This window comes from Flavobacterium weaverense (genome assembly GCF_003688495.1).
GTDB classification, from domain to species: Bacteria; Bacteroidota; Bacteroidia; order Flavobacteriales; family Flavobacteriaceae; genus Flavobacterium; species Flavobacterium weaverense.
Map to the genome: position 1 here is coordinate 240,543 of NZ_REFH01000009.1, position 15,689 is coordinate 256,231.

Annotated in this window: 16 protein-coding genes, 1 tRNA gene and 1 pseudogene; 13 read left to right on the forward strand and 5 right to left on the reverse strand. The window is 30.3% G+C overall.

The window, feature by feature from the left end:
* Window positions 1–114 precede the first annotated feature (114 nt).
* Entirely contained in the window at window positions 115–1,326 is a 1,212-nt protein-coding gene (locus BC961_RS07780; RefSeq protein WP_121925294.1) for a J domain-containing protein, read from the forward strand.
* A gap of 433 nt (window positions 1,327–1,759) precedes the next feature.
* A complete protein-coding gene (locus BC961_RS07785) occupies window positions 1,760–2,470 on the forward strand; it encodes a WG repeat-containing protein (RefSeq protein ID WP_121925295.1) in 711 nt (236 codons plus the stop codon).
* Between the two features lie 52 nt (window positions 2,471–2,522).
* Here the strand turns inward: BC961_RS07785 and BC961_RS07790 are convergent, their stop codons facing one another.
* Window positions 2,523–3,449, reverse strand: a complete 927-nt coding sequence (locus BC961_RS07790; protein ID WP_121925296.1) for an ADP-ribosylglycohydrolase family protein — start codon at window positions 3,447–3,449, stop codon at window positions 2,523–2,525.
* 404 nt (window positions 3,450–3,853) lie between these two features.
* Between BC961_RS07790 and BC961_RS07795 the strand changes: the two genes are divergently transcribed.
* The 4 genes from BC961_RS07795 to BC961_RS07810 all read left to right on the forward strand — a co-directional run bounded on the left by BC961_RS07795 (window position 3,854) and on the right by BC961_RS07810 (window position 7,104).
* A complete protein-coding gene (locus tag BC961_RS07795) occupies window positions 3,854–4,264 on the forward strand; it encodes a hypothetical protein (protein ID WP_121925297.1) in 411 nt (136 codons plus the stop codon).
* 35 nt (window positions 4,265–4,299) lie between these two features.
* A complete protein-coding gene (locus BC961_RS07800; protein WP_121925298.1) occupies window positions 4,300–5,616 on the forward strand; it encodes a DUF2931 family protein in 1,317 nt (438 codons plus the stop codon).
* A gap of 96 nt (window positions 5,617–5,712) precedes the next feature.
* Complete coding sequence (locus BC961_RS07805) at window positions 5,713–6,345, forward strand: Crp/Fnr family transcriptional regulator (RefSeq protein WP_211331310.1); 633 nt, start codon at window positions 5,713–5,715, stop codon at window positions 6,343–6,345.
* Between the two features lie 78 nt (window positions 6,346–6,423).
* On the forward strand, window positions 6,424–7,104 hold the full coding sequence (locus tag BC961_RS07810) for a CPBP family intramembrane glutamic endopeptidase (protein ID WP_121925300.1): 681 nt from the start codon (window positions 6,424–6,426) through the stop codon (window positions 7,102–7,104).
* 120 nt (window positions 7,105–7,224) lie between these two features.
* On the opposite strand, the gene BC961_RS07815 is transcribed toward BC961_RS07810, so the two are convergent.
* From BC961_RS07815 to BC961_RS14715, 3 genes are read right to left on the reverse strand one after another with little or no spacing between them, the layout of a single operon-like run.
* On the reverse strand, window positions 7,225–7,605 hold the full coding sequence (locus BC961_RS07815) for a YchJ family protein (RefSeq protein ID WP_121925301.1): 381 nt from the start codon (window positions 7,603–7,605) through the stop codon (window positions 7,225–7,227).
* Window positions 7,606–7,620: 15 nt separating this feature from the next.
* Window positions 7,621–7,863, reverse strand: coding sequence for a hypothetical protein (locus tag BC961_RS07820; RefSeq protein WP_121925302.1), 243 nt, complete (start codon window positions 7,861–7,863; stop codon window positions 7,621–7,623).
* A gap of 5 nt (window positions 7,864–7,868) precedes the next feature.
* Window positions 7,869–8,027, reverse strand: a complete 159-nt coding sequence (locus tag BC961_RS14715; RefSeq protein ID WP_170151299.1) for a hypothetical protein — start codon at window positions 8,025–8,027, stop codon at window positions 7,869–7,871.
* Window positions 8,028–8,378: 351 nt separating this feature from the next.
* On the opposite strand from BC961_RS14715, the gene BC961_RS07825 reads away from it, so the two are divergent.
* Together BC961_RS07825 and BC961_RS07830 are read left to right on the forward strand one after the other, a co-directional pair.
* Complete coding sequence (locus tag BC961_RS07825) at window positions 8,379–11,222, forward strand: PAS domain S-box protein (RefSeq protein ID WP_121925303.1); 2,844 nt, start codon at window positions 8,379–8,381, stop codon at window positions 11,220–11,222.
* Complete coding sequence (locus BC961_RS07830; protein ID WP_121925304.1) at window positions 11,219–11,614, forward strand: response regulator; 396 nt, start codon at window positions 11,219–11,221, stop codon at window positions 11,612–11,614. Before BC961_RS07825 ends, BC961_RS07830 begins: the two co-directional genes overlap by 4 nt.
* A 32-nt stretch (window positions 11,615–11,646) precedes the next feature.
* Here BC961_RS07830 and BC961_RS07835 read toward each other — a convergent pair whose 3' ends face one another.
* Entirely contained in the window at window positions 11,647–12,192 is a 546-nt protein-coding gene (locus tag BC961_RS07835) for a hypothetical protein (protein WP_121925305.1), read from the reverse strand.
* Between the two features lie 91 nt (window positions 12,193–12,283).
* On the opposite strand from BC961_RS07835, the gene BC961_RS07840 reads away from it, so the two are divergent.
* The 5 genes and pseudogenes from BC961_RS07840 (at window position 12,284) to BC961_RS07860 (ending at window position 14,910) form a co-directional block, all read left to right on the forward strand.
* Complete coding sequence (locus BC961_RS07840; RefSeq protein ID WP_121925306.1) at window positions 12,284–12,529, forward strand: hypothetical protein; 246 nt, start codon at window positions 12,284–12,286, stop codon at window positions 12,527–12,529.
* A 173-nt stretch (window positions 12,530–12,702) separates the two neighbouring features.
* The gene (locus BC961_RS07845) at window positions 12,703–13,143 is read left to right on the forward strand and encodes a KTSC domain-containing protein (RefSeq protein ID WP_121925307.1); all 441 of its coding nucleotides are present in this window, start codon (window positions 12,703–12,705) and stop codon (window positions 13,141–13,143) included.
* A 343-nt stretch (window positions 13,144–13,486) separates the two neighbouring features.
* Window positions 13,487–14,248: a DUF4369 domain-containing protein gene (locus tag BC961_RS07850; protein ID WP_121925308.1), complete on the forward strand. Its 762-nt coding sequence runs from the start codon at window positions 13,487–13,489 to the stop codon at window positions 14,246–14,248.
* A gap of 18 nt (window positions 14,249–14,266) precedes the next feature.
* Window positions 14,267–14,653 (forward strand): annotated as a pseudogene (locus BC961_RS07855) (peroxiredoxin family protein); the annotation flags it as partial.
* Between the two features lie 175 nt (window positions 14,654–14,828).
* Window positions 14,829–14,910 (forward strand) — tRNA-Tyr (locus BC961_RS07860).
* The last annotated feature ends 779 nt before the right edge of the window (window positions 14,911–15,689 follow it).

Sequence of the window (15,689 nt, forward strand, 5' to 3'; positions counted from 1 at the left end):
AGGTTCTTATCATAAAAACCTAAAATTGGTATTGCAGTGTAATTTTATCAGAACTAAATACAAGTTATAAACTATCATAAAACCAGCAGCAGAAAGAGTAAATTAGTAACAAAAATGACAGACTACTATAAAATATTAGAGATTTCAACAGATGCAACCTCTGATGAAATAAAAAAAGCTTTCAGACGACTTGCGTTAAAATATCATCCTGATAAAAATAATGGAGATATAACCGCTGAAACGATGTTTAAAGAAATAGCGCAAGCCTATGAAACTCTTTCTGACACTATAAAAAAGAAAAATTATGATTTAAAATTTAAGCATAAAAGCAAGTCAAAAGATAATTCATATCAAGAAGAAACTGAACAAAAAAAAGAACCACTCACTCCTCAAACATTTCTAACTACTTTCAAAAAGTTAAGAAGAGAAATTGAATTAATTGGTAAGAAGAATATTAACAAAAGAAACGTTTATGACAGAATTAACGAATTATTATGTGAAGAAAGTATAACTTTCTTAATAAATCATGGCGATTATAAAATTAATAAAGAAATCATTGGAGAAGTATTAGAATGTTCTAAAATCTTTGGCTACGAAAAACATCCTATTTATTCGTTTGTATATATAGAAAATATTAATCCTAAGCTTGCTAAATTAGCAGGAACTGATAATGAAACTATTCATAAAATTTATAGATATAATAAACGAAGTAAATTACTTAATTACTGGACTAATTATAAAGGTGTATTTTTTGTATTAATAATTATACTTACTGTTACTGCTACTGTTATAAATAATGACATAAACACATTGGACGATTCGCCTTCAAATAATTCTCCAACAAATGGCGACTTAAATAATACATTTACTGAAAAAGAGGCAAAATTTGAAGTAACAGATGAACAGCAGTTCCAAAAGAAAAAAGATTCTTTAATTTTATTAGGTTGGCAGGAGCAAGATATAAGTAATGGACAACTTTCACCTTGCTATAATTTCAAGCCCAAAAAAGGGAAAATTAATAATTATTTAGAAATTGTTGTTGGCGGAGGAACTGATGTTGCTGTAAAAGTTATGAACTTGAAAACCGAAAAATGTATTAGATATATATTTATTAATAGTAGTTCAAGCTATAAAATAAAAAATCTTCCAGAAGGTCAATACTACTTGAAAATTGCTTACGGAAAAAATTGGATTTCAAAAATTGTTAATGATCAATGCATTGGTAAATTTATTAGAAATCCAATGTATGAAAAAGGAGAAGATATTCTAGACTATAATCGCCAACATCATTCAGACGGATATAGAGTACCAAGTTTTAAGTTATAATTTGACGTAATTGCAACAGACGTAAACAATTCTTTTAATTCTGAAAATATTACGGAAGATTCATTTAATCTTTAACCATCGCAAAAAAAACTAATAATAACAGCAAAGAGTTCCGCAATTAGCTTGAAAAACGAATAATTAATCTACTATTTAATCACCAAACGGAAAAAAGCTAAAACCAATTTATTGCCTTCGACACACTGGAATTATCTTAAAAATTTTTAATAAATTTTGAGAGGCTAATAAGACTCTTTTAATTTTCAAAATCCATATAAATACTTGTTAATCATCAACTATATTTATTTCATGATACTATCATGTGATACTATCAAAAAATCATTTTCTTCATCTCGTTAATAAATAAATATGTTTCATTTAAGATAATTTAAACAAAATTTTTGAATCTGATTTCCCAATAATAAAAGCTCACGCCATGAAAAACTATATCATTCTCCTTTTCACACTACTTTTATCTGCCAATCTAGCTGCGCAAGTCACAGTTGGAGAAGATAAAGAAAGTAATGATTCTGAAGTAAGAGGTGAATTTTATGATGGTTTAACAAAGATCAAAAAAAATGGCAAATGGGGTTTTGTCAATAAAAAAGACGAAATTATTATTGAGTTTATTTATGACTTTGCTCAAGACTTTTCGGAAGGTTTAGCTGCGGTAAAACAAAATGGAAAATTTGGATATATTGATAAAATGGGCCAAATCGCAATTCCATTTAATTTAAATTATTTAGCTGTTGGTAATTTTCACGAAGGACTCGCTTTATTCCTCGATCATAATGACAAAATCGGTTTTATAAATAAGTCTGGAACGATTGCAATACCTTCAAATTATCAATCTGCAGCAAATGGATTTGAAAATGGATTTTGTTTAGTTTCAAATAATGATTTGTGGGGAGCTATTGATAGTAAAGGAAAGATTTTAGTGCCTTTACAATATATTTGGATGGAAAATTTTTCAGATGGCTTAGCAGTTGTGATTAATGAAAGTGGTAAATATGGTTTTGTAGACATAAACGGCAAAATAGCAATTGCCTTAAAATATAAAAAAGCCGAAAAGTTCGTAGATGGAAAAGCTAAAGTCACTTTTGGAAGCAAAACGTTTTTCATCAATAAAAAAGGTAAAAAGCTTTAGAGTGCATTTCCATTTTAAAATGATATCTAAAGCTCTTATTAAAACGTAATAATCAAGCATCATATTTTGCAGCGAGATCATCGATATCTGTTTTTCTAGCTAAATATTCTAGCCACTCAGTTGGTATATTTTCAACACCATAAATCAAAGCAGATAAACCTCCCACTACTGCAGCAGTTGTATCAGTATCATTTCCGAGATTTACAGCTTTTAAAACAGCGTCAGCATATGAGTCAGTGGTAAGAATTGACCAAATAGAAGCTTCTAATGTATCGATAACGTAACCAGAACTTTTGATTTCGAAATCATTTACTATAGAAATATCCTCTTTTAATAATCGACTAAAATGTTGAATTTCTGCGGCATCTATTTGCTGACTTTCTAAGTAATTTTTAATTTCACTTTGAAGTTCGTTGTACGCTTGCCATTTATCCATTCCTTCAATAAGTTTCTTGGCAAATTCGAGGTAATAAAAACAAGAAATAATCGATCGAATGTGTGCATGCGTTAACGAAGACACTTTTTTAGTCCATAAAAAGCGTTCATCAACTGTTAGTTCTTTCGTGTAAACGATTAAAGGCAAAATTCTCATTAAAGATCCATTTCCATTATCCAGTGCATTAGGACCTCCGGCAAGTTCTGTCTCCACTCCTTCTTCTAACTTCTCGATTGCGACTCTTGTTCCAATTCCAATGTCAAAAACCCAACCAAGCGCGGTCCAATAATTATTGTTTCTCCAGTCGATAAATTTTTGAGCCAATAGATTCATGTCTAAACCTTCGATAATACTTTCTGCTAAACATAAAGTTAAAGAAGTATCATCAGACCAAGTGCCTTTTGGTTGATCGTGTGTTCCATATTCCTGCATATCCACTACTGGATTGTCCTTAAAATAACTCCTTGGGTTAAATTCTACAGGAACTCCCACAGCATCACCAACAGCGACACCTAGAAGAATTTTTTGAAGTATATTTTCCATTTTTTTTATTATTTATTAAAGCATTCAATCAATTTTTTAGATTTTGTTTTAATTAGAATGCTACGTTTTACATTATTTAATTTAGGATAAAATAAAAGGTAAAATTAAAGTTTGATCCGCTGTCGTTTTTAAAGATATTAGCTTTTTTCGAAACAAAAAAAACATTCGATAGCTATTTTAAAAAAAATAAATTCTGTTAAAATTTTATGCAGTTCATCGAGAAATTGATGGAATTAAAGTTTTGCTGATTGATTATAATATTACCTGATTTACGGTTTTTTTTTAATTCCAAATCGATTATCTTTTAGAACTATTAACCTAAAATTTATCTATATTTATCCTACAGTAATCTAAATTTCAAAAAAGATTTAAAGCTTCAATTATTAATTTCGATCCAGCCAAAAATGAAAATCTCAATATTACTTTTATTCATACTCACTTCCTGCAGTCCAAAATACATTCAAGAAGTTCCATCTGACACGAAAACCAAATTTGGTTTTGAAATATCGGCACCAAATCAAGCCGTTTATTTTGTAGAAAATGAAAAGTTTGAATTTAAAAATAATAGAACATTCGAACATGAAAAAATTGCAAACGAATTGTATAATTCTTTCGGTCCTGCAACAGATGATTTTTACATTGGAAAAACTAATGCCAGAGATTTTAAATTTAATGTAAACAATAAAACTTATTATATCGCCGTCGAAAGCCTATCACAGCGAACAGCTATGATTTTATTTGATGGTGCTCATAAACCTATAATTGAGTTCAATCCTAAAAAGTACCGCAAACTGATTCTTAAAATGAAAAAATAACTTACTTTTAAAAAAGTCAAAACCTTATTTATAGAATGAATTATTACTTAAAACTCTTTCTTCTTTCGGTCGCTATTTCAGTGATTAATGTTTTACTATACTTGTTTTTGTTACAATTTCAAATTGTCAATAACAGCAGTTATATTCCGCAAGAATTGGGTGTAATTTTCTTAATTATAATTGCAGTACCCGTACAGTTTATAGTATTACTAGGAATTGCGGCTATTTCTAAAAAAAATGATTTTTCTATATTTTTCACAAGCTGCGTACTTATAGTGCTTTGCTTTATTTTACTTCTGTTAAGCTCTACTGAGGAAAGAGCTACTTTTAACAATGAGCAAGAGTATCTAAGAACGGAGAGTTACGAGTACCAGCAAGGCATTTCTACGCCCGAAGGTTATCCCATTCGATTGCTAGAAGGAAGTGGATTTGCAATCGGGATTAGAGGCCATCGTACTCCTTACACTTTGCTAGAAGACAATAAAGTATATTCAACACAATGGGGTAATGGCGACACCACTTTTAAATCATCAATGGCGGGTGGAGTTCCTGTGCCAAATGGTTTACAGTTATACTGGTATTCCTATCTAGAGGATAAGTATTACGAATTATACACCAAACTCGATCAAAAAAAAATTGCTGCCTATTTTAAAAATGGATTTATACGTGACAATAAAGTAACCTTGACTAATGAAGGTTCGACTAAAGGATTGTACAACGGTTTAGTTGCAGGTATTGCGCCAGGTGGAGAGGTTGTTATCTGGATTTCTGGTGTTAATGAATCCAAAGAAATAGGAGTTTTTAAAGCTAAAGAAATCAGTGCTGATAGAATTACTGACAACGATAAAGTAAGTGAAGAAGCACAAAAGCTAGTTTTAAACGATACGTGCAGTTGCGAAGATAGACCTCAGTTTAGAAGAATTGTCCATAATGGTGAAAAAATACCTTTTGGAATCTGGACAACTAAATACCGTAAAAAATACAATTGGAAAGTGAAACCTAACAATTTTGGACAAGCAAAATCGGCGTTCAATTTCTATTTTTATAATGGCGAAGCTTTTGTAATACAAAATGAGGATGTAATAAATCTAGACTACAAAAAGCAGGTTTTAACCAAATTAATTAAGTTCACTTTTTTTAAAAACCAAAAGAAATATAAACTCTTTATCGAGTTTGATGAAGAAGAGCTTTTTGATCATTTTGAGGAATTAACAAAAAATAATCCAGACGAGCCACTTGATCTAACTATAACGATAAGTCTAGATCTAAAAAAAACAATAGTACAATTGCAGTCAAAAGATAAAATACTGGATTTCAAAAAAGTCGAAGACATTAAAATATCCCTTCGTTAAGTGAAATTTGGAAATTTAAATTACATCATTTTCGAAATCTTGCAGTTGAAGATGTGTAAGCGAACATTGTAAATTTATTTTTTTATTGTACTATTTTTGAAACCAATTACACAAATTATTATAGAGATAATTGCGATCTCCTACCCTATGGAACAACCAACAGCAGAAAAGATTAAAGAAATATTTGACCGTTATTATTCAGCAGATTTGAGTCTTTGGAATGAATTTTCCAAATATGTAAAGCCACGATTATTTAGTAAAAACGAAATCATAAAAGAATACAATAAAACAGAGAAACACGTTAATATTCTTATCTCGGGTTCCATAGCACATTTTGTATTGGCTGATAACAAAGACGTTTGCATTAATTTGTACTATGAAAATCATATTTTCAGTGAATACTTATCATTTTTACTACAATCGCCCACTATTATTAAAACGGAAAGTTTAGAAGATTCAGTGATCTGGTCCATTAGTCACCAAGATTTAAACGAATTATACTCAAAATCTAATAAAGGACTTTTAATAGGAAAAGCCATATCAGATGCAATGTTCATAAGGAAACAATTTGAGCAAATTAACTTATTAACGCTCTCACCTTCAGATCGCTATTTAAAATTGATTAAGGAACGACCAGAAATCTTTCAGCGCACTTCTCTAAAAATAATTGCATCGTATCTTGGTATTACTGCCGAAAGTTTGAGTAGAATTCGAAAAAAAATATCCTAATATTTCATTTCTTACCCAAAGTCAATTTTTTAGCGAAATGGAATTTTTAATTTTGGAATGTAATTAAAACTAGAACTTATGAAAACCAAAATCAACTATTTTGCAATTATTAATTTTTACATCATTGCAATTGGTTTACGCTACTTAACTAACAAAACGAATTTATTAGAAAATGTAAACAGTGATTTTATAAAAGTTATTCTTCAAGCCGCTGGACCGGCTATTGGCGCTGTAGTTGCTTTTTCAATATTCAAAATAAAACCAAAACTTTCGTTAAAAGGAAATTATAAAAATGGTATAACTCCTTTTTTATTGTATTGGATTTTTCCAATTACTTTAATTTTAGCAGTTGAATATTTCACAAAAGGAACCTTTTCTTTTACGGCTATATCTGCAATATTAATCTACGGACTTCTAGAAGAAATAGGGTGGCGCGGCTTTCTGCAACAAGAATTAAAGTCATTACCAAAAATTGTAAATGTTCTAATAGTAGCAGTGCTTTGGTTTATTTGGCACTTAAATTTCGAACTAACTAGTGGTAATATTATATTCTTTGGAATTTTGGTATTAGCATCTTGGGGAATTGGTAAAGTAGCAGACAGCACACAATCATTATTAGCAGTGTCCGCTTTTCATTCTCTAAACAACTTTTTTCCAGAGATGAATTCGACAAAAATTATCATTCTAGTAGTTTTAATTGCTACTTGGGTAATAACTTTAATTATTAGAAAAAGAAGGATGAAAGCAATTAATAATTAAAATTCCTTTTTAAAAAATAGTAGATTTCTCGAAGAATGATAAATATTATCTATCTAATAATTTCTCAGAAAGTTGAAGTCTAAATATGAAATCTAAATTTCTACAAGTTGAATACCTTATTTAGAAAAATTCACCATCAACATAGAACCAATTTCCATTTTCAAATATAAAAGTGGAAAGTTCGTGATGAATGTGGTTCACGCCATTACTGTCTAAATAATACGCTTTAAATTCAACCGTATCTTTTGTAGTATTAAGTACTTCTAGGTTTTGCCAGCGATTGCTTGCTGCCCATTCCAAAATATCTTTTTTAGAATGGTGTTTTCTTGTAGAAATATGAGTAGTTGCTACAAGATAACCAGCTTGATGTAGTACATAAGCTGAATAGCGCGAACGCATTAAAGAATCGGCAGTTGTGGCTTTTTGAATACCTTTAATTATTGGTTCGCAACAGACCTGAAAATGTTTGGTTGAACCACAGTAACATTCGATTAAAATCATTATTCGACCAAAAAATTAATTAGAAGAGGTTGATTGACCATTAAGTCCAACAATTTTTTGATGCAGTTGATTCAGTAATACCTGGTAACGGCTTACTTCCATTAAATCTTCATCTTCCTCAGCAAAATCAAGTAATTCATCTAATTCTTCGCTTACTTCAACTAGTTTATTTCCCGCTTCTTTCGCATTTTTTTCAGCAATTAAATCGATTATTAATTGAACACCTGTTTTTACTTCTTCAAATTTACTTTTATCCATGCTGCTTATATAGTATTAGTATCGGGAGTATTATTCTCATTGAATTTTTTGACGATCTGCTTCAATTTTTCTTTACGAATGATTTCCGCTTGCTTCACTTTATCTTGTGCTTTGTGCAATTTATCGTTGTGCTTTTTTATATTTCTATCGTTATTGCGACCCATATTATATGCTGTAAAATTTCCAATACATTTATTTGTTTTGGAAACGACTGCAAAGTTCGGCTTATTTATTAAATTTAAAATGATTTTGAAATGATTTTTTCAGTATTTCAATATTGTAATTGGTTTAAAATAGTAGCATTCAGAAATTTAAATCTAATTTTGAATAGGTAATCAAGTAATTTTTGTTATATTTATTTTAAGGAATAAAATACATTTTTAGTAATATAAACGCTTCTAGATTCTATTGTATGTAATAAACATGAAGTAGCGAAGACATAAAAACATAAAAATGGCTTTTCTTTTGATTTTTTTTATCTAATATTGAAGCGCCCTAAACCTACTTACTAATAAATGAAGTCTCAGAAAAAAAATAATAAGCATGTCAAATGGTTCTATGAACGACCTAAACTGACAGGGATTATTACGTTCCTATTTCTCAGCTATATTGTAGGCTTTATTGTTTTTCAACAATATAAATTGGCTACCGAGGACAACACGCGAGAGATGACTTCAATTCTTCATGTAGTGCGTCAAAATATTGAACAATCTCTTAAAAACTGTTACACTACGACGCTATCTTTAGCCTTAACAATTGATGATTCAGGTTATCCAACTGATTTTGATACTATTTCAAAAGCACTTATTGAGGCTAATGAAAACATAACTACTGTCGAATTAGTTCCAAACGGTGTAATAAAATATATTTATCCATTAGACAAAAATCAAGAAGCTCTTAATTTAAATATTCTTCAAGATAATAATCTCAAAAAAGAAGCTTTAAAGTCCATTGCGACTCATAAAATGTATTTTGCTGGTCCTCTAAAGCTAAGACAAGGCGGAGAAGCAATAGTAGGCCGTTTACCTATTTTTATCAAGAGTAAATTTTGGGGTTTTTCAGCGGTAGTAATTGATTTAGAAAAGTTGCTGAACTCAGCAGGTATTAGCAATATTGATAGTTCTAAATATTATTTTCAATTTTCAAAGTTGAATCTTGAATCTCATAAAGAAACTTTTCACTTATCAAACAAAGCCGATTTTACCAATCACGCCAATATATCTGTGAAAATTCCAGATGGCGATTGGAAATTATATATTATTTCGAAAAAGGAAAACAATATTCCGTACCAAATTTTAGTACCCGGAATTATTGGAATTATTCTAGCAGCGTTATTTGGTATTTTAATATTTACACTATTAAGAATGCCTAACGAACTGCAATCGTTAGTTACTGCTCAAGCTAAAAAGCTGATGAATTCTGAGATAAAATTTGAAACAATTTTTGATCAAGCTGCTGTGGGAATTGCACACGTAGATTCCTTTACTGGTCGATTTATCCAAGTTAACAACCAGTACTGCAAACTTTTAGGATATACGCAGCAGGAAATTCAAGAGTTAAACTATCAAACTTTAACGCATCCCGATGATCTAAATGACGATCTAACAAGTATAGATAAACTTAGAGATGGGCAAATAACTGATTATTCAAGAGAGAAAAGATACATCAGTAAAGATGGAACAGTGATTTGGATTAATTTAACGGTTTCACCACTTATAAAAACGGACGGCAAAGTAATATCTCATATCGCTATTATTGAGGATATTTCGATAAAAAAAGAAGCAGAACAATTAATCAAAAAAAGCGAAATACGTTTTAAAAGTTTATTTGAGGATTATCCTATTGCGTTGTGGGAGAAGGATTTTTCGCTGGTTAGAAATTATCTAGTAGAACTTGATTTGATGCATAAAAGTGCAGAGGAAGTTAAGAAATATTTAGGTACACATCCTGAAGTGGTAATTAAAGCGATGACGTTAATACGCGTTATCGATGTGAATACCATGTGTATGAAACTTCATAACGCTGAGAATAAAGAGGAATTAACAGTAGGTTTTCAAAAATTAATAGGAGAACGCTACTCTTGTAATTTTGCAAATCATATTCTAGCAATTACACAAGGCGAAAATGAAATCATAGCAGAAACAATAATAAAAACTGCTCATGGTGAACCGCGCGACGTCAAGTTTAGATGGAGTGTAATTAGTGGATTTGAGGAATCGCTAGCACGAACTATTGTCTCAACAGAAGATATTACAGTACAGAAACAAAGTGAAAATATTATAAAAAAATCGCAACAAAGAGTTGAATCTTTGATTAATACCATTGATGGAATTGTTTGGGAATTTGATACTGAAACGGATCGCTACAACTTTGTAAGTAAAAAAATAGAAAGCATTTTAGGTTACACAGCTGAAGAATGGATAAGTAACAGCGTATTTTGGCCAGAGCACATTCATCCTGATGATAAAGACTGGGTTGTAAAGTATTGTGAAAATCAAACAGATGCTCACTTAAATCATGATTTTGAATACCGTATGATTAAAAAAGACGGTACAATTGTGTGGTTAAGAGATATTGTAAACGTTGTTGTCGAAAACGGCAAACCTGTTACCTTACGTGGTATAATGATTGACGTGACCAAAACAAAAGAAGCAGAAAAAGATTTAAATGCTTCGTTTGATTTAGTATCAGAACAAAACAAAAGATTACTAAACTTCTCTTATATTATTTCTCATAACTTGAGATCGCACACGAGTAATATTGCCTCTATAGTTTCGTTGATCGAATCATCCGAATCCGAGGAAGAAAGAAATGATATGATGGAATTACTTAAAACAGTTTCTCGTTCTCTTAATGAAACGATGCTTCATTTAAACGAAGTCATAAATATTAGAACAAATATTAGTTTAGTATCTGAATCCTTAAATTTAGAAGATAATATCACAAGAGTTAAAAACATACTTTCGAAACAAATAAATTCTAATGAAGTAACGATCATAACAGAAATACCAAAAGACACTGTAATTAATTACAATCCGGCATATCTTGAAAGCATACTTTATAATATAATTTTAAACTCTATTCGATACAAGCATCCTAATCGTAAACCGCTGATCAAAATTACGTTTACATCAGAAAATAATGTCAAAATACTAAAAATTTCTGATAATGGAATTGGGATTGATTTAGATCGAAATGGTGATAAGGTTTTTGGGATGTACAAAACATTCACTGATAATTCTGATTCAAAAGGAATCGGTCTTTTTATAACAAAGAATCAAATTGATGCAATGGGAGGAAATATCACTGTGGAAAGTGAAATCAATATTGGTACCACATTCAAAATCTATATTCTATGAGAAAAAAAACAATCTGGGTAGTTGATGATGATCCGATTTACCAAATCATTATCAATAAGATTATCCAACGATCAGAGATGTTTTCAGAAATCTTCTCTTATAAAAATGGAAAAGAAGCGATTGACAACTTAAGTGAGGTTATAGATAAAGATGGTGATCTTCCCGACATTATCTTGCTTGATATAAACATGCCTGTTATGGATGGATGGGAATTCATGGAGGCTCTGGGAGAGATACAACCTAAATTTAAAAGACAAATCATTGTTTATATTGTGAGCTCCTCCATTGCAGTCGAAGATAAAAACACATCAAAAACCTACACTAATATATTAGGATATTTATCAAAACCTGTAAGCGTAAATGACTTACTGCTAATAGCTTCCAACGATTAAAAACAATTATAGATTTTTAAAATATAAATTTTTTAGATAAATTGCTTTTTAATTTCCTCCAATGTTTTATTAGTAAAAACTAAATCAGTAATGATTTTTTTTCGTAAAACATCAATATCATCATAATCGAAATACTTAGCCCAAGAAGTCAAATTTAGTAAATTTCGAACTTGCTTAATCCGCTTAGTTGTTTCAAAACTGGTTCTTAATATTGCTTTCTTATCGTAAGTTGGATTATTTTTATGCTGATAATTAACTGTATTTTTGTAATAGTTAACCTCAAGATAGTATAATTCCTCAACTGCGTTGTCTGGATAAAAACTTTGCCAAGAAGCGTAACCCAATTTAAATTTAGATTTTGTTTCAGGTTCCAATGGCTCTAATCTCCATTTACTATTCGCTAATCGTCCCCAATGATTAGACAATCGGTACATTCCAGCCTTTGTGTAATAATATTTACTTCCCGATTTGCTATCGTACTGTATTTTCAAATTACTAATAGCTTCGATATCTATTTCATCAAATACACAAAACGTATTTTTGAAGGAATTAGGATGAGGTCTAAAATTTTTCTCCATGTCACAAAGATAATCAGAAAGCGCAATTCGTATCAATTCAAACTATATTTGATTAACTTTGCAGCCAAGAATTATTTTAAATAAATTGATTATGACTAAAGCTTCTGAAGAAAGAATGTTACAAAAAGGTGTTTACACTGGAATAATGGAAAAAGATGAAAACAACAACTTTTTTTGTGGTATATATCTTTTGGATTACAAAATGGCATCTAAATATCCTGTAGGAGAATGGATTACTATAAAATCTATTATCGAAAACCCAAGTGATATCAGCTATAACAAATACCCGAAAAAATCTAAAAATTTTGATAAGGCTAACAACAAACCGGAACAATAACGGTTTCATTTTACCTTTATAAAATATACAATAACCTAAAATTCATTTTTTTTTGAAAATTTATTGGTCTCAAACCATTAAAATAAAAAAAAGTGTACCTTTGCAAAAAATTTGTCGATTTTGAAATCAAATTATATTGATTTTATATTAAAAGACAAGTAGTTACCTTATTTATGAAAAAAATAGTTGAATACCGCAAATTGCTTAATGTAGATAAAACTGCAGAACTTAAAGATTTAAAAACGATCTATCGTAATGCGATGAAAGAAGCACATCCTGATAAATTTCAAGGTGATGACGCTGGATTAAAAGAAGCAGAAGAAAATAGTAAAAAAATTATTGAAGCATATCATTTCTTGGTAAGTATCAATCCTGAAACTACTAAAATAAACCTACCAGAATACACTGAAACAATTTCTACTTCAACTATCACTGATTACAAGTTTGTTGAAGGAAGATTAATCATTAACTTTTCAAACGGTAGCGTTTATGAATACATTAGTGTTCCTAAAGCAACGTATGTAAAAATGGTTAACGCTGAGTCTCCTGGAAGATTTGCAAAAAGACATATCTTGAATTCATTTACTTGGAGAAAAACTCTTAATCAAGATTAATTTCTTTTTTAAAGTATCAAAATATAAAAGCATCCTATTTAGGGTGCTTTTTTTAGTTTAGCAAAGCTCCTTCTTTTAATTTGGATCGTACTTTCTTTCAGCGCTCCACTCCTTCTCTGCTTCATGAAGTGCTTTTAATTGATTATAAATCCAACTTCCTATTATTGAGGCAATTATAAATACTGTTATTTATAACGATTCAAAACATAAATTGCTTCGCTAAATCGCTAGTAAACAACGCTTAAGTGAGGTGAAATTATAACAAAATTTTAGGTTCTAAAAAGATTTGAAATATGATTATTTTAAATACTTTTGCACACTTAACTCAATTAACTAATTAATAATGAAAAAAATAATTTTATTACTTTCGGCCGCTGTAGTTTTAATCGCTTGTAACAAGGTGGGGAAAGACGAGTACATTATTTCAGGAACTGCAACAGGGATTGAAAATGGTAAAACAATCATCTTAGAAACTCAAGATGAAAGCGGAATGGGATTGCTTGCAAAAGATACTGTAAAAGTAGAGAATGGTAAATTCGAAATGAAAGGTAAAATTACTGAGCCTGCATTTTATACACTTCAACTTGAAGGAGCACAAGCTAAAATTCCTTTTATATTAGAAAATGGTGAAGTAAAAATTGCTATCGATAAAGATAGTATCCAAAAATCTAAAGTTACTGGAACGTATAACAACGAAGAGTATGCTTCATTCAATGAAGAAATCACTAAGGTTCAAAAGAAACTTATGGATTTCCAAAATAAGAACATGGAGACTATGAACAAAGCTCAAGAAACTAAAGATACAATTGTTATCAATCGCTTGATGCAAGATTTTAATAAAATCCAAGAAGAAGTAGGTGTTGCTTCAAAAGCTAAATATTTGAGCTATGCTGAAACACATCCTAAATCTTTCATTTCTGCTTTGATTATCCAAGGTATGTTGAATGATCCATCGGCTGATGTATCTAAATCTGAAAAACTATACAATGGTTTAGATGAGTCATTGAAAAACACAAAACCAGGAAAAGCAATTAAAGCTAAATTATCAGAACTTAAAGCACCTGCAGGTGTTGGAGCAACAGCGCCAACAACTGACGGTAAATGAAGAGCAGATTTTTCCGCACCTAACCCTGAAGGGAAAATGGTTTCCCTTAAAGAAAGTTTAGGAAAAGTAACAATAGTTGATTTCTGGGCATCGTGGTGTGGTCCATGTCGTCAAGAAAATCCGAACGTTGTTGCAATCTATAACGATTTACACGCTAAAGGTCTTAACATTATTGGAGTATCTTTAGACAAAGATGCTACTAAATGGAAAGAGGCAATCGCAAAAGATAAATTAACATGGACCCATGTTTCTAATTTAAAATTTTGGGATGAACCAATAGCAAAGCTATATCACGTTGAAGCTATTCCTGCTACTTTTATACTTGATGCTGCAGGAAATGTGGTAGCAAAAGATTTAAGAGGTGACGCATTAAGAGCTAAAATAGTTGAGCTTTTAGCAAAATAAACACTTAGTTTAACGCAAATAAAAAAATCTCCCTAGCGGAGATTTTTTTTATTTTATTCAATACCAATGTGTTAAAAATAATACTGAAATTAAGTACAAATTTTGTTTGCAGAAACAAAAACAGTTTCTATATTTGCACCGCTCACAACAGGTAACTGTTGTACTCAAAGGCCTTGGGGAGATACTCAAGCGGCCAACGAGGGCAGACTGTAAATCTGCTGACTACGTCTTCGTAGGTTCGAATCCTACTCTCCCCACTAAAACGCTGCAAGCAATTGCAGCGTTTTTTTTTATAAAAATATTTCATAACATTAACTCTACTTTGGTTCACTATTTTAAAAGATAGAAAACGTATTGAAGAAGAATAAAATTATTGAATTTTACTTTGACTATAGTTTGGAATACCAATTGATTTGTTGTTTAAATAGCTTATTATACTAAATAGTAGCAACTTTTATTGCTGATACATATTTAACGCCCACAAACGCATATTTGAGTACAACTGGAGAGGTCAAGAGAGACTTAATAACGGAAAACCCATAAAGAAACTTTTTGCAATATTTTAAAGCAGAGTGAACATTTTTTAAATTACTATTCCCTTGTTACTTTAACGAACTTAAGATACTAGCTCATTACATTAATAGCACCCACTTTTCATATAACTTGATTCAATTTCCTTTTCAAGGTGTTGGAAGTTATTTATTGTGAGAAATCGTCTAAATTATCATTTCAAAACAATTACAATTTCAAAAATGGCTAAATAAGTTTTGAATATGTTAATAGCTTATTGAAAGAAGACAAAATTTCCATAAAAATTAGAAAGGATGTGCGCCCAGCATTTATTAATTTTAACTACACAAATTCATTTGAATAAAACTAGAAAGAAATTTCTTTAAAAATAGCCATGAAAAAGCCCTATAATATTGTTTAAGGCTTTTTTATGTAAGAATTATTCATATATTTGATAGAATAAAAAATTATAAACCTTCGCCAATCAACCCCAAAAATAGGTGTATATACGAAGGTTTGATTCGCA

What these genes read in the sequence shown, in the direction of transcription:
- BC961_RS07780 (WP_121925294.1), top strand. Translation starts at nt 115, where the DNA reads ATGACAGACTACTATAAAATATTAGAGATTTCAACAGATGCAACCTCT.
- BC961_RS07785 (WP_121925295.1), top strand. Translation starts at nt 1,760, where the DNA reads ATGAAAAACTATATCATTCTCCTTTTCACACTACTTTTATCTGCCAAT.
- BC961_RS07790 (WP_121925296.1), bottom strand. Translation starts at nt 3,449, where the DNA reads ATGGAAAATATACTTCAAAAAATTCTTCTAGGTGTCGCTGTTGGTGAT.
- BC961_RS07795 (WP_121925297.1), top strand. Translation starts at nt 3,854, where the DNA reads ATGAAAATCTCAATATTACTTTTATTCATACTCACTTCCTGCAGTCCA.
- BC961_RS07800 (WP_121925298.1), top strand. Translation starts at nt 4,300, where the DNA reads ATGAATTATTACTTAAAACTCTTTCTTCTTTCGGTCGCTATTTCAGTG.
- BC961_RS07810 (WP_121925300.1), top strand. Translation starts at nt 6,424, where the DNA reads ATGAAAACCAAAATCAACTATTTTGCAATTATTAATTTTTACATCATT.
- BC961_RS07815 (WP_121925301.1), bottom strand. Translation starts at nt 7,605, where the DNA reads ATGATTTTAATCGAATGTTACTGTGGTTCAACCAAACATTTTCAGGTC.
- BC961_RS07820 (WP_121925302.1), bottom strand. Translation starts at nt 7,863, where the DNA reads ATGGATAAAAGTAAATTTGAAGAAGTAAAAACAGGTGTTCAATTAATA.
- BC961_RS14715 (WP_170151299.1), bottom strand. Translation starts at nt 8,027, where the DNA reads ATGGGTCGCAATAACGATAGAAATATAAAAAAGCACAACGATAAATTG.
- BC961_RS07825 (WP_121925303.1), top strand. Translation starts at nt 8,379, where the DNA reads ATGAAGTCTCAGAAAAAAAATAATAAGCATGTCAAATGGTTCTATGAA.
- BC961_RS07830 (WP_121925304.1), top strand. Translation starts at nt 11,219, where the DNA reads ATGAGAAAAAAAACAATCTGGGTAGTTGATGATGATCCGATTTACCAA.
- BC961_RS07835 (WP_121925305.1), bottom strand. Translation starts at nt 12,192, where the DNA reads ATGGAGAAAAATTTTAGACCTCATCCTAATTCCTTCAAAAATACGTTT.
- BC961_RS07840 (WP_121925306.1), top strand. Translation starts at nt 12,284, where the DNA reads ATGACTAAAGCTTCTGAAGAAAGAATGTTACAAAAAGGTGTTTACACT.
- BC961_RS07845 (WP_121925307.1), top strand. Translation starts at nt 12,703, where the DNA reads ATGAAAAAAATAGTTGAATACCGCAAATTGCTTAATGTAGATAAAACT.
- BC961_RS07850 (WP_121925308.1), top strand. Translation starts at nt 13,487, where the DNA reads ATGAAAAAAATAATTTTATTACTTTCGGCCGCTGTAGTTTTAATCGCT.